This is a genomic window from Aliiglaciecola sp. M165, assembly GCF_007197995.1.
In the GTDB taxonomy this organism is placed as follows: domain Bacteria; phylum Pseudomonadota; class Gammaproteobacteria; order Enterobacterales; family Alteromonadaceae; genus Aliiglaciecola.
The window spans coordinates 131,639-152,093 of the sequence record NZ_VKKH01000007.1 but is presented as its reverse complement, the minus strand read 5'-3'; the positions used below and the strand labels follow the sequence as shown (position 1 = coordinate 152,093).

Here is a 20,455-nt window from a genome sequence, read left to right as displayed (position 1 = left end):
TTATCCCAATTTTTTTGCTGTGATGGCTAAGCGCTTGCCCATAGCGATGGCTAAGGCGGACTCGTCGTCGCTCAATGTCGCTTCGTTATTGCCGAAACTGACATGACTGGGGCCGTAGGGAGTTCCTCCGGACCGCGTGGTGTGAAGCTGCGGCACACTGTATGGTAAACTGACTATAAGCATTCCATGGTGGATCAAGGGAAACATCATGGATAATAGCGTTGATTCCTGACCGCCATGAAGGCTACTTGATGAGGTAAATACGCACCCCGGCTTACCGTTCAACTCCCCGGATAGCCACAAAGGAGCAGTTGAGTCCCAAAAATACTTCATCGCAGCGCTCATATTTCCAAATCGAGTGGGACTACCCAGGGCGATACCACTGCAATGTTTAATATCTTCGTGAGTCACGTACATGTCGCCTTCGGTTGGAATAGTCTCTGGCTTTTCACTAAATCCATCACTGACTTTAGGAACAGTACGAATAATCGCGTCGGCACCTTCAGCTTCTATACCTTGCGCTATCTTGTTGGCTAGCAGTCGTGTTGAACCGTGTAAACTATAGTAAAGAACTAAAACAGGCCCCACTAAAGGATCTCCAATACAGATTCTGGTGGCCGCCCGATACGTGCTGCATCATCGGTGATCACTATTGGTCTTTCCATCGTTTTGGGAAAGGACGCCATGGCTTTAAGCAAGTCGTCGGCTGTTAATTCTGCTGACGCCAAGTCATTTTCAATATATTCTGATTCTTTAACGCGCATCATTTTGCGCGGATCAGTTAGACCAAGTTTAACCATGACATCTTTTAACTGAACAGCGTTCAACGGTGTTTTAAGATATTCAATGACGTCTGGCTCGTAGCCTTTTTGTTTCAGTAATTCCAAGGTTTGACGGCTTTTACTGCAACGGGGATTATGCAAAATGGTGAGGGTAGACATATTGATTGTTCACTTGGTTATTTGGTAAAAGCGTATTCTAATGTGGATTTTATTCCCGAACCAGTTGTAAATTATTCAGATAGGTGAACAGTGTTTAAAAAAGGTCTTTTTGTTTTTGTGTGCGGCTTAGCCGTTTATGCGGGTATCACGCTGTCTTTGTCCATGCGTACTGATTTTACGACCCTTGATGGGGAAGGGTACAGTTGGCAAGGACTAGAAGAGCAGATCGTGGTGGTAAATTACTTCGCAGAATGGTGTGCACCTTGTCTTAAAGAAGTCCCCGAACTCAATGATTTTGATCAGTTTGCGCGTCAAACCGATAAGGTCAGCCTTTTTGCGGTGAATTTTGATAATGTTTCTGATGAACAATTGACAGCGTTAAGAGATAAATACGATATGCAGTTCAAAATGGTCTCTGGATTACCCAAAAAAGCCCCTTTTAGCATGCCAAAATCATTACCTGCGACCTTTATCATTGGCACAAACGGAGAGTTGATAAAGGAGCTCAAAGGCGAACAAAGCGCAGAATCATTAGAAGCCATTGTACTGGGCCTGCAAAAGATATATCAGACCCAATAGTTTTTATCTAAAGGGCTTTTAAGCGATCCTGAGCCTCTCGAAATTGGTCGATTCTTGCACGAATCCGCTGTTTTTCGATTCTTCGCTCACCGGCAAAATTGTACGCGGTATGCAGCTCATCAATCGCTCGGGGATAGGCGGCTACCAGCGCATAAACTTCAGCTTTACTTTGATGCATTTCGAGCAACTGGCGACTTTCTCCATACGCTTCAGAAAGCAATTGCAACGCAAGCATGTTGTCTGGATTCACCAACAAATAATCTTTAAGCACATTAGTGGCTTGATCGATATCGCCTTTTTTAATTAACACGTTTGCCAGGTTTAGAGAAATTACCCGATTTCGCGGTGCCCGGCGAGCCTGTTCTTCAAGCATATCCACGGCACTGGCAAATTGTTTTTGTGCAATGGCAATATCAGTGGCTAAATCGATGTAAAACAAATTTTCCGGTTCGCTCCTGCGAAGCCTGTCAATGATGGCCTTAGACTCGGCAAACTGCTCATTTTCAAAGTACGTTAATGCCAAACCATATTCGGCAAATTGTTTAAACACGTAACGCTGATTTTCTAATATTGACTCAAAGTAAGTAATATTATCTTTCGGGTTGCCATAATAACGAGCAATGATGCGTGCTTTGGCTAAATGGAAACTTAGTTTTTCGGGAACTTGGCGGACGTCAAAAGCTTGCGCTCGACTACGCGCGTCAGCAATACGTGATTGTGGTAATGGGTGTGTAAGCAAATAGGCAAAGGGAGTCGAACGGAGTCGATATTTTTCAGCCAATTTTTGAAAAAAGGTGGCAGATGCTCTGGGATCATAGCCGGCTTGTGCGAGGATCTGCATGCCAATACGATCAGCCTCTTTCTCATTTGATCGGGTGTAATTGATTGATGACTGTTGCGCCGCCGCATTGGTTGCACTCACCGCTGCAATGCCAGCTTCAGGATTTGCTATAGCCAGCAACAATCCACCAAATAACGACGCCAATTGCAACGGTGAGGCTTTTTGCTGAGCTTGTATTTTTCGCGCAATGTGACGTTGGGTGACGTGGGCGATTTCATGAGCTAAAACCGAAGCCAGTTCACTTTCATTGTCAGCGTTAAATATCAAGCCTGTGTGTACCCCAATGTGTCCGCCAAAAAAGGCAAAGGCATTGATGTCAGCACTGTTGAGTAAAAAAAACTTAAAGGGAAATTTTACATTATCGGATTGGGCAACTAATCGATTGCCTAAGTCTTGTAAGTATTCATCCAGCAATGGATCATTGATTAAGGGGGCTTGACCTCTCAATTGGCGCATTAAAATGTCGCCAATTTGAATTTCCTTATTAATGCTAATCGTATCTGACGCGACAACACCTATCTCTGGCAATGCATTGCGCTGATTACCTTCAGCAATTTGCGCAGAGGCAATTGCACTGAAAAGAATATACAGGCTGGCTGTTAGGGATACGGCGATTTTAGCCGTAAATCTTTTTACTGCAGCATTTATTAATGTCTTTACCAATCTTGTTACCAACCTTTCTTGCAAACTGGATACTCTCCCTTCAATTTTCAATACAAATGTATGGTCAAATACCCAACTTTGAAACCGAATCATTCAATTAAGTTCAGTTGTTTTGATTTTATTGTATTTAGAATTTTACATCACTCAGGCTACATTGGACCTTGTTCGTTACGATTACTTACAGCTTTATGCTTTTTTTTTATCAATATACCTCAACTTTAGTGTAAATTATTGGTCTTCTTTAGCAGAATTCACATTCTTTGAAGTCCTCAATCCATTCCACTAAGCAGGAGAGAACATGTTAGAGCTGTTTGATCGTTGGTATAAGCGTAAATTTTCGGATCCCGATTCGTTAATGTTACTTATGCTTTTGCTCTTCGTATCGCTAATTTTGGCCGTATGGGGAGGCATTTTAATGCCCGTCCTGGTCGCAGCCGTCATTGCCTATTTATTGGACTGGCCAGTCACCAAACTGATCCGTACAGGGGTTTCGAGAACCTATGCATCGAGTTTGGTTTTATTTGTTTTTATCGCTTTATCCATCTTAATCTTTGTGGTGTTGGTGCCAGTGATTGCTCAACAAAGCATCAACCTTGTGCAAGAAACACCTGACATCTGGAAAGAAGGTCAACAATGGTTGCTAACCTTACCTCAGCTGTATCCAAATTTTGTTCAGGTTGAGCAGATCCAGAACATGATGGCCGGATTCAACGATAGAATTGTTGCTGTCGGCGAAACCTTGATTACCTTTTCTTTTGCTTCATTGGGCAGCGTTGGCGCCTTTTTGATTTATTCGATATTAGTGCCGTTGATGGTATTTTTCATGCTCAAAGACAAGCAAATGTTGATCGATAACTTGTCCAGATTACTTCCCAATGAGCGTCGATTAATCAAGCAAGTTGGCATGGAAATGAACCAACAAATTGCTAATTATATTCGCGGTAAAGTCATTGAGATAATTGTTGTTGGAGCTGTGTCAGCAGTCACCTTTGCGCTGATGGATCTGCGTTACGCGGTGCTCTTAGGCGTGTTAGTAGGCTTTTCAGTGCTCATTCCCTATATTGGAGCGGCTGTCGTGACTATTCCTGTTGCCATTGTGGCGTTATTCCAGTGGGGATTAGCGCCTGAATTCTGGTATTTGATCGTTGCTTATTTCATTATACAAGCGTTAGACGGTAATCTATTGGTTCCGGTGTTGTTTTCTGAAGCGGTCAGTTTGCATCCTATTTACATTATTATTGCAGTGCTGTTCTTCGGTGGTCTATGGGGATTCTGGGGCGTGTTTTTTGCGATTCCCTTGGCAACACTGGTCAAGGCTGTTATCCATGCCTGGTCTCCTTCTGATATAAGCGAAACAGAACCCGCTGGCGAAGCTAACTGAAAATTATTCAGTAGAGCAAAATTGAAAAAGGGAGCCTTTGCTCCCTTTTTTGATGCACTTTCGATTATACTTTGGTGAGGTTTATCCCTTCAAATGATCGAGCACAACTTGATGGTGATCTTTGGTTTTGAATTTATCAAACACATGTTCAACAACACCATTTTCATCTATCAAAAAAGAAATACGGTGGATGCCGTCGTATTCTCGTCCCATAAACTTCTTTGGACCCCAAACACCAAACGCATCAGCAACTGCGTGATCCCCATCTGACAGCAATGTGAAATTTAAGTTTTCTTTTTCAACGAACTTAGGTAAGCGTTTTTGTGCGTCGGGACTAATTCCTAGCACCACTACGTTTAGTGCCTCCAGATCTGATTTACTGTCTCGTAACCCTTGGGCTTGGATTGTGCAGCCAGGTGTCATGGCTTTTGGGTAAAAATACACAAGAACTTTTTTGCCTGCAAAATCGGCGAGGTTTACTGTGTTATCATTTTCGTCTTGAAGGGAAAATTGCGGAGCTTTGTCGCCAGCGTTAAGTCTTTTCATATTTATGTCCTAATGATTCTCAGTAATATTACCGTCTAACCCCAAACTACCTAATAAACGAGTAAATTCATCTTGCAGTTGTTTCATATCTGCGCAAGCGGGCACACTTGCGACAAATTTAATTTTCATCTTTTCTTTTTGCGCATCTTGATCAGTAAAGGTGTTTTGTCGCATTGCACTGATTGCGGCGTCAAAATTTGCGAGTAATGCTGAAACTTTGTGAATGACGCCAGGTGTGTCATCACCCATAACTTGCACGTCGACCAAATGCTCAAGGTTTTGCTTACAGTGGCGCTTGGTACGCTTCATCATCGACAAGAGATCAAGTCGCTGGCAAGTTTGCGGCAATTTGATTTCTGCCTTGGTTACCTCGCTTTGCGAACCTTCTAGGATCATCGTCAAAGAAAAATCCTCTCCATAAATGGCTTGACGACTATCCAGTATGTTACAGCCTGTTTCGCTGACGGTATTCGCTATTTCACTCAAGATACCCACATTGTTGGCACCAAGAATGGTTACGATCAATTGTTGTTTCATAGATTATTCAAAGATTGAAGCGATCAAGCCCGCAAGATTAGCACAAGTTAAATTTTGGGCAAGATAACGACGAAAAAACAGTCATTTATAATGCAATATTGCATCTGTTTTTAAGAATCAAATCCACTAAATTCCATTAATCACAAAAACACGTCAAATATCCCCAAGTTAATCGATTATCTGCTTGTTTTTAGTGGTATGTGTCTTTACCATTAGGCCCTCATTTTTGTGGAGTAAGCATGTTTAAAGGTAGTTTTGTCGCACTTGTCACGCCGATGTTTGATTCGGGTGAAATAGACTATGTCAGTTTACAAAATTTAGTCGATTTTCATATCGAACAGGGCACGCATGGGTTGGTTTCAGTCGGAACAACGGGTGAATCAGCCACTTTGCCATTTGACGAGCATATTGAGGTCGTGAAAAAAACGGTCGAGTTTGCGCAAAACAAAATTCCGGTTATAGCTGGTAGCGGCGCTAACTCCACGGCAGAAGCTATCTTTTTAAGTGAACAACTAGCCGATACAGGCATCGCAGGATTTTTAAGCGTTGTACCTTACTATAACAAACCACAACAAAAAGGCATGGTCGCACATTTTAAAGCGATTGCTGATGCCACTGACTTACCTGTGTTGTTATATAACGTGCCAGGAAGAACCGTCGCAGACATGTTGCCTGAAACTGTTGCCGAATTAGCTTCGCATCCTAAAATTGTCGGATTGAAAGATGCAACAGGAGACATGCAACGGTTGCGTGACACACAAAAGCTGGTTCCCAATGACTTTGTGATGTTAAGCGGGGATGACCCAAGCGCAATGGACTTTTTGGAATTGGGTGGTCATGGTGTTATTTCTGTCACCGCAAACATTGTTCCGAAGCAGATGGCACAAATGTGTGAGCTGTCACTGAAAAGCAAATTCATTGAAGCAAGAGAAATTAATGAACAGGTCAAACAGTTGCATACGGATCTGTTTATCGAGCCTAATCCGGTGATGCCAAAATGGGCATTGTTTAAAATGGGTATGATGAAAAGCGCTAATTTGCGTTTACCTCTTATTCTTCCGGAACTCGACAGCCAAAATACAATCGAACAAGTCATGCGCAATGTAGGCGTTTTATGATGTTGAAAAAAGATGTTAAGGAATTAAGCATGACTCGAATGACAATATTAGCGGTTTGTCTATCGATAGGAACCCTAAGCGGGTGCACCACATTAGAAGAAAGGCAACGAGCTAATGGTGGATACGATTATGTAGACGCCAAGCAAAGCGAGCGATATCAAGTACCCTCGGATGTTGACACGCCATTTATTAAAAGTGACTTCGACATCCCTGATATCGGCAGTGAAGCACCTCAAGATTTGATTGGAGACAAGATAACTGTTGTGTCTCCGGCGTTAGTTTTGCCGCTGGTGACAGGTTCTCATGTTGAAGAAGGTTTAAAAGAAGCAACCGTATGGTTTGACAAAATCGACGATTCTCAACCTTTAGATACGACGATTTGGAATTCACTCATCAGCTTCCTTGAAGAACGTAACATTGGTATCGTCGACTTTGATCCAGAAAAACAGACGTTAGTGACAGACTGGATGATCATCGATGAAGACGAAGAGGGTGGATGGTTCAACTGGACAAGCACAGATCGCAGCATTGGTCGTCGTTTCGAATTTAGTCTCGACCTAAAACCTCATGGCCGCACAGCAAAGTTGCGCACTGAGCTGCGTGATTACCTGGAAACTGTTGGTGATAATGTCATTGCTGATCTTAATTCTGAACAAGAGCGCCGCAACGAAGTCGATATTCTCAATCAGGTGATCAGTCACTATGAAAAACAAGTTCGAATCGAAGACATTAAACGTATTCGCCAAATACGCAGTGGTTTTGAGATGGAAATGGGGTTCAATAACAAAGGCGAGCCGGCATATGTTGTTGATGGCGACTATGACTTAGTTTGGCCACGTTTATTGCTGGTATTGCGCAAACTCGGTTTTAATGTGAAAGACTTAGACAAATCAAATGGATTACTGTTCGTGAATTATGGAGGAGAGCAAAGCTCTTGGTGGGAAGGATGGTTCACCAGCAGCGAAGAAAAACTCGAGCTGGACAAGACTGACTATCGCATTCAGGTCAACAAACAAAGCGGTAAAACGGCTGTGACCTTGCTTGATAATGAAAGTAATCCTTTTGAAGCAAATAAAGTGACAGAAATATTTCCCACCTTTGCCAGAGTAATGGCTTCTGACGACTTGGATATTTAATCCTAGTAATTGGGCAAGGCTAGGGGGCCTTGCTCAAGCAATACCCTGACTGCAAACATTCGACTGGAAACCCGTGACATGAGTTTGGCAAATACTGTACTGGCTGTTAACGATAATCTCCCTATTCGTACCGATTCCACTGTACACAGCGGCAAAGTGCGCTCAGTGTATTGGTTGACAGAGCAAGATTCACAAAGACTGATAAAACAATATCAGTACAACGTGCCTACTGATACGCCTCTAGCTGTCATGATCATCAGTGATCGTATTTCTGCCTTTGACTGCGTTTGGCACGCCGAAGGGGGACTCAATGGGGTGCCTGGAAAAGGCGCGGCGCTCAATTCCATTTCAAACCATTGGTTCGATTTATTTAAACAAAATGGCCTCGCCGACAGTCATATTCTCGATGTGCCTCATCCCTTTGTGTGGATTGTACAAAAAGCTAAGCCCGTGATGATCGAAGCGATTGCGCGAAACTACATAACGGGGTCAATGTGGCGCGCTTATGCTAATGGCGAACGAGATTTTTGTGGGATCCAACTGCCGGAAGGTCTGCAAAAAGACAGTCAACTAGAAGATTTATTGATCACGCCTTCAACAAAAGGTGTGCTTAAAGGGATCCCGGGTGTGCAAGAGGCGGATGATGCAAATATTACACGTCAGTCGATTGTAGACCATTACCAGGCCTTTAAATTCAATCAGCTTGAAGATGTGGACTATTACGAAACCCTTCTCAAACAAGGGTTTCAAGTTATATCCAAGGCGCTGAGTAAGTTGGATCAAATCTTTGTCGATACCAAGTTTGAATTTGGTTATGTAAAAGATCGAGATGGGAACAATAAGTTAATCTACATGGATGAGGTAGGTACGCCAGATTCCTCTCGAATTTGGGATGGTGAGTCTTACAGGCAGGGTAAGATTGTTGAAAATTCAAAAGAAGGTTTCAGGCAATATCTGCTGGATCATTTTCCTGATCCCGATATCTTGTTAAATAAAAATCGCATGCCAGAACGTTTTGAACTAGCAAAAAACAACCTGTTGCCTCAAGAAGCACTGCTTAAAGTTTCCAAAACCTATATCGATATCGCTGAAAAAATCTTGGGCAAACCTTTAGTTTTAAGCGAAAACCCAAGACAAGAAATTATCGATGTATTGGCGACAAAATATGGATTGATTGCCTAACCTTTCTCATGAATACCGATAGATGTGAGCTTTTTTTTCATCTAGTGCTCACTTCTATCGGAAGCCTATCTTTATGATATTTACTTCTAAAAGCTATATCTCACGCCAAGATAAAGCGCATTTTCATTAGAGATTTGATAATTTCCAGTTAAAGACCAGTCGGCAGAAATCTTGTAGTTGGCGCCCAAATTCAATTTATAGCCCTTAAGTTTATACCCGTCTCCTGTGATGTTTTGATAGGTTATGTTTCCTAGCAATGTAAGATTAGGAATAACACCATACTCGACACCAACTCTCGCAATTCCGCCGTCCAGGGTTAAGTTTTGATCGGAAATGTTGGGCACCGCTGGCAGGTCGTTGATGTTTCCGGTTACTGTGACGCTGCCCGTGCGATCAGCAGTAAACCTTTGACGCAAATAGTTTAGATCAGCGGTCACGCGCCAGTTGTCCTCTATCTGAAACCAATACCCTACACCTATTTTTTGCTCATCAAATTCGTAATCTGTACTACCTTGAAATTGCACACTGGTATCATTGTAGTTTCTCGTGAAATCAAAATCGGGTCCGTCAGTTTCGGTTGTGGTGAAACTTGCATTGAGGTAAATGTTAGAAAAAATCGAAATTCTACTATCAACGTAGAATCCGGTTAGTTGCTCATCGTATCCAGGATTGAACGCAAGAAAGTTTTCCTTTTCCAAATTAGCGTAGCCCGCTTCAAAATAGTTAATGCTTGGTAGGTATTCTTCAGCATTAACTTGCCCCATGTTTAATGAGAGTGCTGTGAATACCAACACGCCTGCGCTTCCTTTTTTATAGATTCTATTGCTCATAGTTTGAGTTCCATTGTTACTAAAGACGAAATGAATGTTAGCGGCTAACAAAACTGATAACTGTCTAGAATTGTTGAGATTTTGTAGGCGAATGTAGGAATGTGTATCGACAATTTGAAAGGCATAATAATTTATTCAATATTAATTGAACCGAATTTAAATAAACAAGGGTCTTAGTAACAACAAAGCCAAAGCAACGTCCCAACTGTGGTAATCTTTGACGGTTATCTCATCGTTTGTCATTTTGAATTCAATATACAAGGAATATCCGTTGAAACATCTCAACTCTCGTTTTTTTATCACTTTACTTTTCACTCTAGTTTTTATCGGCGGTTGTGCGAGTAAGAAATTTAATAAAGCTGAGCAGCGCATAGAGGTACTTGAAATGTCCCAGGAAGTGCTGCAAACCCTTTATGAAAAACAGCCAGATGTTAAACAAAAGGTCAGGGAAGCAGTAGGTTATGCCGTTTTTCAAAATGCTAATGTCAACTTTATCGTCGCTAGTGTTGGTAGTGGCTATGGTGTTGTTATTGATAACAAAACAAGTAAAAAGACCTACATGAAAATGGCCGAAGCCGGTGTAGGTTTTGGCGCTGGAGTCAAAGACTTTAGCCTTATCTTCGTGTTCCATGATACTGAGGCAATGAGCCGTTTTGTCGACCAAGGTTGGTCCGCAGGTGCACAAGCCGATGCCAGTGCAAAAGCCGGTGATCAAGGGGCGGCTGTTGGCGGAGAAGTTGCAATAGACAACGTAACTATATATCAAATAACGCAAAGCGGTATAGCGTTACAACTTACCGTTAAAGGAACACGAATTTGGAAAGATCCTGATTTGAATTGATTCTGATATTGGCGCAGATATTTAGGGCTAGTATTCTATTTTGATATCAATGTCTGTTAGCGCAATTGTACAGCAGGGTAAAAACTCGTCATCATCAATATAAGCAAGAGGGTCGGTGGTGTAATCAACCTCACCTTTTATTAGTTTTGTTCGACAAGCACCACAAAAACCCTCTCGGCAGTGGTAATGCACTTCGACATTTTGAGCTTCGAGATTTTCTAATACGGTTTTGTCGGTTTCACATGGGATAGGTTTGTGATCAGCTATGGTGATCACAAACCGTGTATCGTCTGACATTAAAGATCAAAGTCACCGAAATCTTCGGCGTTAACTTCTGAGTCGATTTGGCCAACAAGGTATGAACTGATTTCAGATTCTTGAGGGGCGACTTGTACATTGTCTGAATTTAAGTAGTTGTTCATCCATGGCAAAGGGTTGCTAGTAACGTCAAAGGGTTGTCCCATACCGATGGCAGACATTCTGTGATTGGCAATGTATTCAACATATTGGCAGAGAATTTCTTCGTTAAGACCAATCATCGAGCCTTGTCCAAACAAATATCCTGCCCATTGTTTTTCCTGCTCTACAGCTTGCATGAAAATGGCGCGGGCTTCATCTTTCAATTCTTCAGCAATCTCTGCCATTTCAGGATCATCTTTACCTTTTTGCCACAAATTCAGAATGTGTTGAGTTGAGGTCAGATGTAAATTTTCGTCACGGGCAATGAGTCGAATAATCTTTGAATTACCTTCCATTAGTTCCCGTTCAGCAAATGCAAAGGTACAAGCGAAGGATACGTAAAACCGTATCGCTTCCAATGCATTGACTGAATTCATGCATAAATACAACTTTTTCTTCAATTCACGCATATTAACTTGATGTACTTCGCCATCAACGGTGTGCACACCTTCACCTTGGGTCTGCCATAACTGCGTATAGAAGATTAAATCGTCATAATATTTAGAGATATCTCCAGCGCGTTGCTTTATGTGCTCGTTGACTACGATGTCATCAAAAATGTTACTCGGATCAGTAAACAGATTACGTAATATGTGTGTATAAGAACGCGAGTGAATGGTTTCAAAAAATGACCAGGTTTCCGTCCAGGTTTCAAGTTCTGGCAACGAGATAATCGGCAAGAATGCGATATTTGGGCTTCTTCCTTGCACCGAATCAAGCAATGTCTGGTACTTTAGATTTGAAATGAAGATATGTTTTTCTGAGTCACTTAATGATTGAAAATCAACACGATCCTTACTGACATCAACTTCCTCGGGACGCCAGAAAAAACTAATTTGTTTTTCAATCAATTTTTCAAAAATACTGTGTTTTTGTTGGTCGTAACGAGCCACGTTGACGGGATTACCAAAGAACATGGGTTCTACAAGTGGATTTGTACGTTTTTGATTAAAAGTGGTGTATTTCATTAATTGTTAATACTCTTTATTCAGTCACAACAAGGTGGCGAGTTATCGCCACCTCTTGTATTCAGTTAAAACCAACTCAATGCTTTAAATTTTGCAGGCTCCGCCAGCACAGTCATCGTCTTCTGTCATCACTACCTCTTGAGCAAGGGGTTTAGATTCCTCTTTCTTCAGCTCAAGCTGAGAGGAATCAGACGCTCCGTCACGGGTATTATGATAATAGAGTGTTTTAATTCCGAGTTTATAAGTGGTTAACAAGTCTTTAAGCAAAAGCTTCATTGGGACTTTTCCGCCTTCATACTTGCCCGGATCATAACTGGTATTGGCCGAAATCGTTTGATCGACAAATTTCTGCATAATGGCACATAATTCTAAATAGCCGTCATTAGATTTAATATCCCACAGCAACTCATATTGCTCTTTTAGGTTCTCATAGTCAGGAACGACTTGTTTAAGCACGCCATCCTTAGATGATTTGATACTAATGTGCCCACGAGGCGGTTCAATGCCATTAGTTGCATTGGAAATTTGTGAGGACGTTTCGGAAGGCATTAATGCCGATAAGGTACTGTTACGGAGTCCGTGCTCGACAATGTCCTTACGCAATGCATCCCAATCATAGTGAAGCGGTTCATTGCACACTTTATCTAGGTCTTTTTTATAGGTATCAATCGGTAACACACCTTTAGAGTAGGTGGTTTCATTGAACTTCGGACATGCACCTTTTTCTTTGGCCAAATTATTGGACGCTTTTAATAAGTAGTATTGCATGGCTTCGAATGTTCTATGGATCAACGCATTACCACTGCCATCAGAGTATCGCTTGCCGTGTTTGGCTAGATAATAAGCAAAGTTGATAACGCCGATACCTAGGGTGCGTCTACCAATTGACGCGTTATGAGCAGCTGGAACCGGATAATCTTGATAGTCGAGCAGGCTGTCGAGTGCGCGCACAGCTAAATCAGCCATCTCTTCAAAATCGTCTAGGCTTTCAATTGCGCCCAAGTTAAACGCAGATAAAGTACAAAGTGCAATTTCCCCGTTTTCGTCGTTCACGTGATCAAGGGGTTTGGTCGGTAAGGCAATTTCCAGACACAGATTGCTTTGACGCACAGGTGCCACTGCAGGATCAAACGGACTGTGAGTATTACAATGATCAACGTTTTGCAGATAAATACGTCCAGTGCTGGCACGTTCTTGCATAAACAAACTAAATAACTCAACGGCTTTGATTTGTTTTTTGCGGATAGAATCGTCTTGTTCATATTGAACATAGAGTTGCTCAAATTTGTCTTGATCCGCAAAGAATGCATCGTACAGACCGGGGACATCAGATGGGCTGAACAAGGTAATATGTTGATCTTTGATCATGCGTTGGTACATCAATTTGTTAAATTGCACCCCATAATCCAAATGACGAACACGGTTTTCTTCTACACCCCGGTTGTTTTTCAATACCAATAATGACTCGACTTCTAGATGCCAAACCGGATAGAACAAGGTTGCTGCACCGCCGCGCACGCCACCTTGTGAACAGCTCTTAACGGCAGTTTGAAAGTATTTGTAAAAAGGGATACAACCAGTGTGATAGGCTTCTCCACCTCGTATTTCGCTGCCTAGCGCTCTAATGCGACCAGCGTTAACACCGATCCCGGCTCGTTGACTGACATATTTCACAATCGCACTTGCTGTGGCATTAATTGAATCAAGGCTATCACCAGTTTCAATTAGTACACAGGAGCTGAACTGACGGGTAGGGGTTCTCACTCCTGACATAATAGGAGTTGGCAATGAAATCTTAAATTGCGAAACCGCGTCATAAAAGCGTTTAATGTAATCTAGGCGAGTGTCTTTTGAATAATTCGCAAACAAGCAAGCAGCAACCAAAATATACAGGAATTGTGCGCTTTCATAGATCTCACCAGTAACTCGGTTTTGAACCAGGTATTTACCTTCCAACTGCTTTACTGCAGCGTAGCTAAAATCCATGTCACGCCAGTGGTCTATGTATTGATCAAGCTCATTGATTTCTTGCTCTGTGTAATCTTCTAAAATGTGCTTGTCATATTTGCCTTTTGCCACCAAGTTTTTAACATGGGCAAGCAGCGCTGGCGGTTCAAATTGACCATAGGCTTTTTTGCGCAGATGAAAAATAGCAAGGCGTGCAGCCAAATATTGGTAATCAGGCGTATCGGTAGAGATTAGATCTGCTGCTGATTTGATCAGTGTTTCATGGATATCTTCAGTTTGGATACCATCATAAAACTGAATATGGGCCTTAATTTCAACTTGAGACACGGAGACATTGTTTAGGCCTTTTGCTGCCCAGGTAATGACTTTGTGAATTTTGTCCAAGTCTAAGACTTCACGTTCACCATCGCGTTTAGTGACATAGAGGTTGTTGTTCATAGTTTAGCCGTATTAGAAAATTAGCGCTTTATGCTCGTGATAATGTATAACCGAACACGTTTATTATTTTACTTGTTGCTATAAATGTCGCACTCGAAGGCTTCGAGCATGTATTAGTCATGCCCCCACCAATATTTTATTTGAGTAGTTCGTTTTGAATGCGATAGACACAAGATAGTGGTGTTTGGCTCTCAATGCAACCCAATATATGGTGGTTTTATAAGCACTTGGAACTTGACCAAATGGTAGGTTAGTGTTGACTAACTTAAAACCGTTAATCAACAGGGAGTTAAACCGAATGCAAGTTTATTCTGAACAAAACTTACGATATAAAATTTTTTATTAGGTCGTTTATGGTTTTTAGACAATCACGATATATAGTGTCAATTATTCAATTTGGCACCATATATGGTATTAAATATGCACGGGGGAAATTCACCAAATAGGTGCAGAGTTGCTAAATGAAAGCTGGACTAGAAGTGATTTAAAATGTCAGTAGGAATTTGAATTTCAAATTCTGCGCCCCAACTTTTGCCTTCGTTTAAATCAGAGATATACCCGTAAAGTGCCACAACAGAACGCATTTGCGCGGCGTGGGCAGCGTCGATATCTCGTTTTGCATCGCCCACGTAAAGCACCTGTTCTGGGGAAACATTGAGTATTCTTGAAGCTTCGATTAAAGGAAGCGGATGAGGTTTATTAAATTCATAGGTATCGCCACTGATCACGCACCGACATTCTTCCATTAAAGGAAAATGTTTTAATAGTTTTGCAGTCAACCAACCGGGTTTATTGGTCACAATTCCCCAAGGAATAGATTGTTGATTGAGATAGCGAAGGGTTTCGTCGACACCGTCAAAAGGTTGGGTGTCCACACAGATATTCTCAAAATAATAATCCAACAGCTTTTGTCGGGCTTTTTCGTAGTCGATGTGATCAAACTGATCTCCGGTTCCCAATTGCAATAGACCCTTAGCTCCGTCAGACGCCACGATTCGGTATTGCTCGTAGGCAAGGGTCGGAAAACCATAGTGGTCGAGTACGTGGTTCAACGCATTTCCCAAATCAGGAGCCGTGTCTAACAACGTACCGTCTAAATCAAACAAAACACCTGAAAAACTGCTCATTTATAACCCCTAATCAATCATTCTTTTAATTGCTAAATAAGTTGAACAGTTAGTCAATCCGTTGGCAATGTACGATGTAGTTAACGTCGACATTTTGTTTGGATAAATAGTATTGCTGACTAACCGGGTTAAAATGAAGACCGGTCATGTGTTTGACTAATAAAGGTGTTGAATCTATCCATTTAAGCATTTCAGCAGGTTTAATGAATTTGTCATATTCATGTGTGCCTTTGGGGACCAAATTAAGAATTTGTTCGGCACCAACGATTGCCATTAAATAGGATTTAATGTTTCGATTTAGCGTTGAAAAAAACACATGGCCGCCAGGTTTAACCATATTTGCGCAGGCATTCACTATCGATGCAGGATCGGGCACGTGCTCCAGCATTTCCAAACAGGTCACAATGTCAAATTGCTGCTCATGACTGTCAGCCATTTGTTCCGCTGTAATCTGTTGATAATCCACTTTTACACCTGATTCCAGACCATGCAACTTAGCTACTTCTAAGGACTCTGCGGCCATATCAATGCCTGTAACTTTAGCGCCTTGTTTAGCCATGTATTCGGCGAGGATCCCACCTCCACAGCCAACATCAATTAAGGTTTTATCAAATACGCCCTCACAATGTTGCAGAATGAAGTCAGCGCGCAACGGGTTGATATCATGTAAGGGTTTAAACTCACCGTTTAAGTCCCACCATCTTGAGGCGAGAGCTGAAAACTTATCTATTTCAGAAGTGTCGACGTTTTGCTGGTTCATAGTTATTCTCAATCTGCTGATACCGAACATTATAAGACGGGCCGATTTAATATAACCAGCAATTAAATGGCTATATGTGCTAAAAAAGTGATTGATTGAACACTATATGAGCGGATCACGGCTATTTATTTTGTTTACTCAGTGATAGAATCTTCAGTCGATTTGTAGAACCCACATAATAGTGAAATCGAACTTATCAATTGTGCAAATAGCCAGTTTCGTAAGTCGATTCGAATAATAATTTAGGGACAAGGCTGTATATGACTGACAATGCCAAAGAAATCCTCCCCATTAACATAGAGGAAGAGTTGAAGAACTCTTATCTCGACTACGCCATGAGTGTTATCGTTGGGCGCGCGCTGCCCGATGTGCGAGACGGTTTGAAACCCGTACACCGCCGCGTATTGTTCGCAATGAACGAACTTAAAAACGACTTTAATAAACCGTATAAAAAGTCTGCTCGTGTAGTGGGCGATGTTATCGGTAAATATCACCCACATGGTGATTCTGCGGTGTACGATACGATCGTGCGCATGGCGCAACCTTTTTCTTTACGATACATGCTTGTCGATGGTCAAGGTAACTTTGGTTCAGTTGATGGTGACTCAGCTGCCGCCATGCGTTATACCGAAGTAAGAATGGCCAAAATCGCTCATGAGTTGCTTGCTGATCTGGAAAAAGAAACGGTCGATTTTGTTCCTAACTATGACGGCACCGAGCATATTCCTGATGTCCTACCGACCAAAGTGCCTAACTTATTGGTAAATGGTTCATCTGGTATTGCCGTAGGTATGGCAACAAATATTCCGCCGCACAACTTAACAGAAGTGGTAAATGGCTGTATCGCGCTTATCGATAATCCTAATATGGATATCGAAGAAATTATGCAGCATATCCCAGGTCCAGATTTCCCAACTGCTGCTTTAATTAGCGGTCGTAAGGGAATTGATGATGCGTATCGCACCGGCCGTGGCAAAATTTATATGCGTGCCCGTGCAGAAATTGAGACGGAAGATAGTGGTAAAGAAACCATTATTATTCACGAGATCCCTTATCAGGTTAATAAAGCACGATTAATCGAAAAAATCGCAGAACTGGTAAAAGAGAAAAAAATTGAGGGTGTTTCAGCACTACGTGACGAATCTGACAAAGATGGAATGCGTATTGTAGTAGAAGTTAAACGCAATGAATCTGCTGAAGTACTGTTAAACCACTTATATGCACAAACGCAATTACAAACTGTGTTTGGTATCAATATGGTGGCGCTGGATAACAACCAGCCAAAAGTTTTCAATCTTAAACAGGCATTAGAAGCCTTTATTCTTCATCGTCGTGAAGTGGTGACCCGCCGCACGGTTTACGAATTGAAGAAGGCCCGTGATCGCGCGCACATTTTGGAAGGTTTGGCGATTGCCTTGGTCAATATTGACGAAGTCATTGAACTGATTAAAGCCTCAGAAAGCCCTAGCGATGCCAAAGCGTCTTTGATTGCTCGAGGCTGGGCACTGGGTGACGTGGCGGAAATGCTGCAGCGCGCAGGAGATGATGCAGCGCGTCCAGATTGGCTAGAGCCACAGTATGGTATACACGATGGCGAATATTTCCTAACTGAACAACAAGCACAAGCTATCCTTGATCTACGCCTACATAAATTGACAGGTCTAGAGCACGACAAAATCCTTGCTGAATATAAAGAGTTGCTCGATTTCATCGCAGAATTACTACATATCTTGGGTAGCGCTGAGCGATTAATGGAAGTGATCCGCGAAGAGCTTGAAAAAGTGCGTGATGAATACGGCGACGAACGCCGTACTGAAATCACCGCAGCCAGCCATGACATAGACATGGAAGACTTGATTGAGCGTGAAGATGTTGTTGTTACCTTGTCTCGCGAAGGCTATGTCAAGTATCAAAAATTGTCGGATTACGAAGCACAACGTCGTGGTGGCAAAGGCAAGTCAGCCACAAAGATGAAGAACGAAGATTTTGTCGAGAAGTTGTTGGTTGCCAATACCCATGATCATATTTTGTGTTTCTCAACGCGTGGCAGGTTGTACTGGTTGAAGACTTATCAACTTCCATTTGCCAGCCGTAATGCACGAGGCAGACCAATCGTCAATATTCTTCCTTTGGAAGAGGATGAACGTATTACTGCCATTCTGCCTATTCAAGAATTTGAAGATGACAAGTACGTTTTGATGGCTACCGCTAATGGTACCGTCAAGAAAACCGCACTATCACAATATTCGCGCCCCAGAGCTAGCGGGATCATTGCCGTTAATCTTAATGAAGGTGATGAATTGATTGGTGTTGATATCACCAATGGCGAAAACGACATCATGTTGTTCTCTGATGCCGGTAAGGTAGTTAGATTTAATGAAAAACAACGTGATTCTGAAACCGGAGAGGTCAAAATTGATCCTGAGACGGGTGAAGAGTTGCTGGCATTGCGTCCCATGGGCCGAACAGCGACCGGTGTTCGTGGTATCCGTTTGCAGGACGGTCAACGTGTTGTATCACTTATCGTTCCAAAAGGCGACGGTGCAATTCTAACTGCCACTGAAAATGGTTTTGGTAAGCGTACACCACTCAATGACTACCCAGCGAAAAGTCGTGCAACCCAAGGGGTTGTATCGATTAAGGTATCAGAACGCAATGGTTCAGTTGTCGGTGCTGTTCAAGTCGAAGAAGGTCAAGAGATAATGCTGATCAGTGATCAAGGCACTCTAGTCCGAACCCGAGTAGACGAAGTTTCAACTGTCGGTCGCAACACTCAAGGTGTGCGTTTGATACGCACTGCAGATGACGAACACGTTGTTGGATTGCAACGAATAGATGAGGTTGAATCGGAAGACTTGGAGCTCGATGACGAAGGCCAGGTTATTCCAGAGACCGAAACGGTAGCCGATGCGCAAAACGCAGAGCAGAGTGACAAGAGCAGTGAATCGGATCCTAACGACGCCGAGTAAATTTGCTTAACGCACGTATTGAGTTGAACAATAACGAGCGGTCTATGGCCGCTCGTTTTATTTTGGGGGGTAAAAAAGTAAAACTATGAAGGGCATTTATAACTTTAGTGCTGGACCAGCGATGCTGCCTGTAGACGTTATGCAACGAGCACAGCGAGAGTTTCTTGATTGGCAAGGGCAGGGCTGCTCAGTGATGGAAATGAGTCATAGGAGCAAAGCCTTTATTGAGGTCGCACAAACCGCAACAGACAACCTTCGAAAGTTATTATCTGTGCCAGACGATTACAAAATTTTATTTACTCAAGGCGGTGGACGAGGGCACTTTTCCGCTATTCCCCTCAACCTCGCAGGCGCATCTGATACTGCCGATCACCTTGTTACCGGCTCATGGTCGAAAGGCGCTGTCAAAGAAGCAAGCCATTATTTACAGGCAGATGTTGTCGGTGGAATCCTTACCACAGACGACGAAATTACTGTGGCCCCGCAAAATACCTGGACACTTAACCCAAATGCTGCCTATTTTCATTATTGTCCGAACGAAACCGTGGACGGCATTGAAATCAACGAAGTACCGGATGTTGGAGACGTGCCAATTGTTGCGGATATGTCGTCAAATATTTTATCTAAATCAATCGACGTGTCTAAGTTTGGCGTGATTTACGGTGGCGCTCAAAAAAACATTGGTCCATCGGGTCTGTCTGTGGTTATTGTTCATGAGTCTCTTTTAGACAAAGCAAGAATAGAAACACCCTCGATACTCAATTACAGTTTATTGAGCCAGCATGACTCTATGTATAATACGCCTCCGACATTCGCCTGGTATCTCGCTGGATTAGTGTTTGAATGGCTATTGGCCAAAGGTGGAGTTGAAGAGATGGAAAAGTGCAATGCGCAAAAAGCCGCTTTGCTGTACGACGCTATCGACAACAATGATTTTTACCAAAACAAGATCGCCAAACAGCACCGTTCCAGAATGAATGTACCTTTTCAACTAGCCGATCCAAATCTAGACGTCTTATTTTTAACTGAATCTGAGCATGCTGGCCTTAAAGCATTAAAAGGACATCGGATGGTAGGGGGTATGCGAGCGAGTATCTATAACGCGATGCCACTCGACGGCGTGCAGGCGCTGGTTGATTTTATGAATGATTTTGCAAGAAGGAAGGGTTAA

The 20,455-nt window shown here is 42.5% G+C and carries 19 protein-coding genes; 8 read left to right on the top strand and 11 right to left on the bottom strand.

Translation table 11 applies throughout. The annotated features are described in order from the left end of the window. Together wrbA and arsC are read right to left on the bottom strand one after the other, a co-directional pair. A complete protein-coding gene (gene wrbA, locus FM019_RS15290; protein WP_143836829.1) occupies nt 1–588 on the bottom strand; it encodes an NAD(P)H:quinone oxidoreductase in 588 nt (195 codons plus the stop codon). Further along, nucleotides 588–941 (bottom strand): arsenate reductase (glutaredoxin), encoded by a 354-nt coding sequence (arsC, locus tag FM019_RS15285; RefSeq protein WP_143836828.1) that lies wholly within the window; start codon nt 939–941, stop codon nt 588–590. Before arsC ends, wrbA begins: the two co-directional genes overlap by 1 nt. Nucleotides 942–1,031: 90 nt before the next feature. On the opposite strand from arsC, the gene FM019_RS15280 reads away from it, so the two are divergent. Beyond that, on the top strand, nt 1,032–1,520 hold the full coding sequence (locus tag FM019_RS15280) for a TlpA family protein disulfide reductase (protein WP_260681642.1): 489 nt from the start codon (nt 1,032–1,034) through the stop codon (nt 1,518–1,520). A 7-nt stretch (nt 1,521–1,527) separates the two neighbouring features. Here the strand turns inward: FM019_RS15280 and FM019_RS15275 are convergent, their stop codons facing one another. Further along, entirely contained in the window at nt 1,528–3,117 is a 1,590-nt protein-coding gene (locus FM019_RS15275; RefSeq protein WP_143836827.1) for a M48 family metalloprotease, read from the bottom strand. 205 nt (nt 3,118–3,322) lie between these two features. Here FM019_RS15275 and FM019_RS15270 point away from each other — a divergent pair, with 205 nt between their 5' ends. After that, entirely contained in the window at nt 3,323–4,405 is a 1,083-nt protein-coding gene (locus FM019_RS15270) for an AI-2E family transporter (RefSeq protein WP_143836826.1), read from the top strand. 81 nt (nt 4,406–4,486) lie between these two features. Here FM019_RS15270 and bcp read toward each other — a convergent pair whose 3' ends face one another. Both bcp and FM019_RS15260 read right to left on the bottom strand, forming a co-directional pair. Next, a complete protein-coding gene (gene bcp, locus FM019_RS15265) occupies nt 4,487–4,951 on the bottom strand; it encodes a thioredoxin-dependent thiol peroxidase (RefSeq protein WP_143836825.1) in 465 nt (154 codons plus the stop codon). A 9-nt stretch (nt 4,952–4,960) separates the two neighbouring features. Beyond that, nucleotides 4,961–5,488 (bottom strand): glycine cleavage system protein R, encoded by a 528-nt coding sequence (locus FM019_RS15260; RefSeq protein WP_143836824.1) that lies wholly within the window; start codon nt 5,486–5,488, stop codon nt 4,961–4,963. A 239-nt stretch (nt 5,489–5,727) separates the two neighbouring features. On the opposite strand from FM019_RS15260, the gene dapA reads away from it, so the two are divergent. The 3 genes from dapA (at nt 5,728) to FM019_RS15245 (ending at nt 8,924) form a co-directional block, all read left to right on the top strand. Next, on the top strand, nt 5,728–6,606 hold the full coding sequence (gene dapA / locus FM019_RS15255) for a 4-hydroxy-tetrahydrodipicolinate synthase (RefSeq protein WP_143836823.1): 879 nt from the start codon (nt 5,728–5,730) through the stop codon (nt 6,604–6,606). Between the two features lie 29 nt (nt 6,607–6,635). Beyond that, nucleotides 6,636–7,742 carry an outer membrane protein assembly factor BamC gene (gene bamC / locus FM019_RS15250; protein WP_143836822.1) on the top strand — a complete coding sequence of 369 codons (1,107 nt, stop codon included), beginning with the start codon at nt 6,636–6,638 and terminating at the stop codon, nt 7,740–7,742. A gap of 78 nt (nt 7,743–7,820) precedes the next feature. After that, a complete protein-coding gene (locus FM019_RS15245) occupies nt 7,821–8,924 on the top strand; it encodes a phosphoribosylaminoimidazolesuccinocarboxamide synthase (RefSeq protein WP_143836821.1) in 1,104 nt (367 codons plus the stop codon). 86 nt (nt 8,925–9,010) lie between these two features. Here the strand turns inward: FM019_RS15245 and FM019_RS15240 are convergent, their stop codons facing one another. Then, on the bottom strand, nt 9,011–9,754 hold the full coding sequence (locus tag FM019_RS15240; RefSeq protein WP_143836820.1) for a hypothetical protein: 744 nt from the start codon (nt 9,752–9,754) through the stop codon (nt 9,011–9,013). A 271-nt stretch (nt 9,755–10,025) separates the two neighbouring features. Here FM019_RS15240 and FM019_RS15235 point away from each other — a divergent pair, with 271 nt between their 5' ends. Beyond that, on the top strand, nt 10,026–10,595 hold the full coding sequence (locus FM019_RS15235; RefSeq protein ID WP_260681641.1) for a YSC84-related protein: 570 nt from the start codon (nt 10,026–10,028) through the stop codon (nt 10,593–10,595). A gap of 27 nt (nt 10,596–10,622) precedes the next feature. Here FM019_RS15235 and yfaE read toward each other — a convergent pair whose 3' ends face one another. From yfaE to ubiG, 5 genes are all read right to left on the bottom strand, one after another. Beyond that, the gene (gene yfaE, locus FM019_RS15230; protein ID WP_143836819.1) at nt 10,623–10,892 is read right to left on the bottom strand and encodes a class I ribonucleotide reductase maintenance protein YfaE; all 270 of its coding nucleotides are present in this window, start codon (nt 10,890–10,892) and stop codon (nt 10,623–10,625) included. Next, entirely contained in the window at nt 10,892–12,022 is a 1,131-nt protein-coding gene (gene nrdB / locus FM019_RS15225; RefSeq protein ID WP_143836818.1) for a class Ia ribonucleoside-diphosphate reductase subunit beta, read from the bottom strand. Before nrdB ends, yfaE begins: the two co-directional genes overlap by 1 nt. An 84-nt stretch (nt 12,023–12,106) precedes the next feature. Next, nucleotides 12,107–14,428, bottom strand: coding sequence for a class 1a ribonucleoside-diphosphate reductase subunit alpha (gene nrdA / locus FM019_RS15220; protein WP_143836817.1), 2,322 nt, complete (start codon nt 14,426–14,428; stop codon nt 12,107–12,109). 473 nt (nt 14,429–14,901) lie between these two features. Then, entirely contained in the window at nt 14,902–15,555 is a 654-nt protein-coding gene (locus tag FM019_RS15215) for an HAD family hydrolase (RefSeq protein WP_143836816.1), read from the bottom strand. 49 nt (nt 15,556–15,604) lie between these two features. After that, nucleotides 15,605–16,315: a bifunctional 2-polyprenyl-6-hydroxyphenol methylase/3-demethylubiquinol 3-O-methyltransferase UbiG gene (gene ubiG, locus FM019_RS15210; protein WP_143836815.1), complete on the bottom strand. Its 711-nt coding sequence runs from the start codon at nt 16,313–16,315 to the stop codon at nt 15,605–15,607. A gap of 260 nt (nt 16,316–16,575) precedes the next feature. Between ubiG and gyrA the strand changes: the two genes are divergently transcribed. Together gyrA and serC are read left to right on the top strand one after the other, a co-directional pair. Continuing rightward, nucleotides 16,576–19,284 carry a DNA topoisomerase (ATP-hydrolyzing) subunit A gene (gyrA, locus tag FM019_RS15205; RefSeq protein WP_143836814.1) on the top strand — a complete coding sequence of 903 codons (2,709 nt, stop codon included), beginning with the start codon at nt 16,576–16,578 and terminating at the stop codon, nt 19,282–19,284. Between the two features lie 85 nt (nt 19,285–19,369). Continuing rightward, the gene (serC, locus tag FM019_RS15200) at nt 19,370–20,455 is read left to right on the top strand and encodes a 3-phosphoserine/phosphohydroxythreonine transaminase (protein ID WP_143836813.1); all 1,086 of its coding nucleotides are present in this window, start codon (nt 19,370–19,372) and stop codon (nt 20,453–20,455) included.

Coding starts and splice junctions, on each gene's coding strand:
- FM019_RS15215 (WP_143836816.1), bottom strand. CDS start 15,555: ATGAGCAGTTTTTCAGGTGTTTTGTTTGATTTAGACGGTACGTTGTTA.
- arsC (WP_143836828.1), bottom strand. CDS start 941: ATGTCTACCCTCACCATTTTGCATAATCCCCGTTGCAGTAAAAGCCGT.
- serC (WP_143836813.1), top strand. CDS start 19,370: ATGAAGGGCATTTATAACTTTAGTGCTGGACCAGCGATGCTGCCTGTA.
- nrdB (WP_143836818.1), bottom strand. CDS start 12,022: ATGAAATACACCACTTTTAATCAAAAACGTACAAATCCACTTGTAGAA.
- bcp (WP_143836825.1), bottom strand. CDS start 4,951: ATGAAAAGACTTAACGCTGGCGACAAAGCTCCGCAATTTTCCCTTCAA.
- FM019_RS15270 (WP_143836826.1), top strand. CDS start 3,323: ATGTTAGAGCTGTTTGATCGTTGGTATAAGCGTAAATTTTCGGATCCC.
- FM019_RS15240 (WP_143836820.1), bottom strand. CDS start 9,754: ATGAGCAATAGAATCTATAAAAAAGGAAGCGCAGGCGTGTTGGTATTC.
- ubiG (WP_143836815.1), bottom strand. CDS start 16,315: ATGAACCAGCAAAACGTCGACACTTCTGAAATAGATAAGTTTTCAGCT.
- bamC (WP_143836822.1), top strand. CDS start 6,636: ATGACTCGAATGACAATATTAGCGGTTTGTCTATCGATAGGAACCCTA.
- dapA (WP_143836823.1), top strand. CDS start 5,728: ATGTTTAAAGGTAGTTTTGTCGCACTTGTCACGCCGATGTTTGATTCG.
- nrdA (WP_143836817.1), bottom strand. CDS start 14,428: ATGAACAACAACCTCTATGTCACTAAACGCGATGGTGAACGTGAAGTC.
- FM019_RS15260 (WP_143836824.1), bottom strand. CDS start 5,488: ATGAAACAACAATTGATCGTAACCATTCTTGGTGCCAACAATGTGGGT.
- FM019_RS15275 (WP_143836827.1), bottom strand. CDS start 3,117: ATGATTCGGTTTCAAAGTTGGGTATTTGACCATACATTTGTATTGAAA.
- FM019_RS15245 (WP_143836821.1), top strand. CDS start 7,821: ATGAGTTTGGCAAATACTGTACTGGCTGTTAACGATAATCTCCCTATT.
- yfaE (WP_143836819.1), bottom strand. CDS start 10,892: ATGTCAGACGATACACGGTTTGTGATCACCATAGCTGATCACAAACCT.
- gyrA (WP_143836814.1), top strand. CDS start 16,576: ATGACTGACAATGCCAAAGAAATCCTCCCCATTAACATAGAGGAAGAG.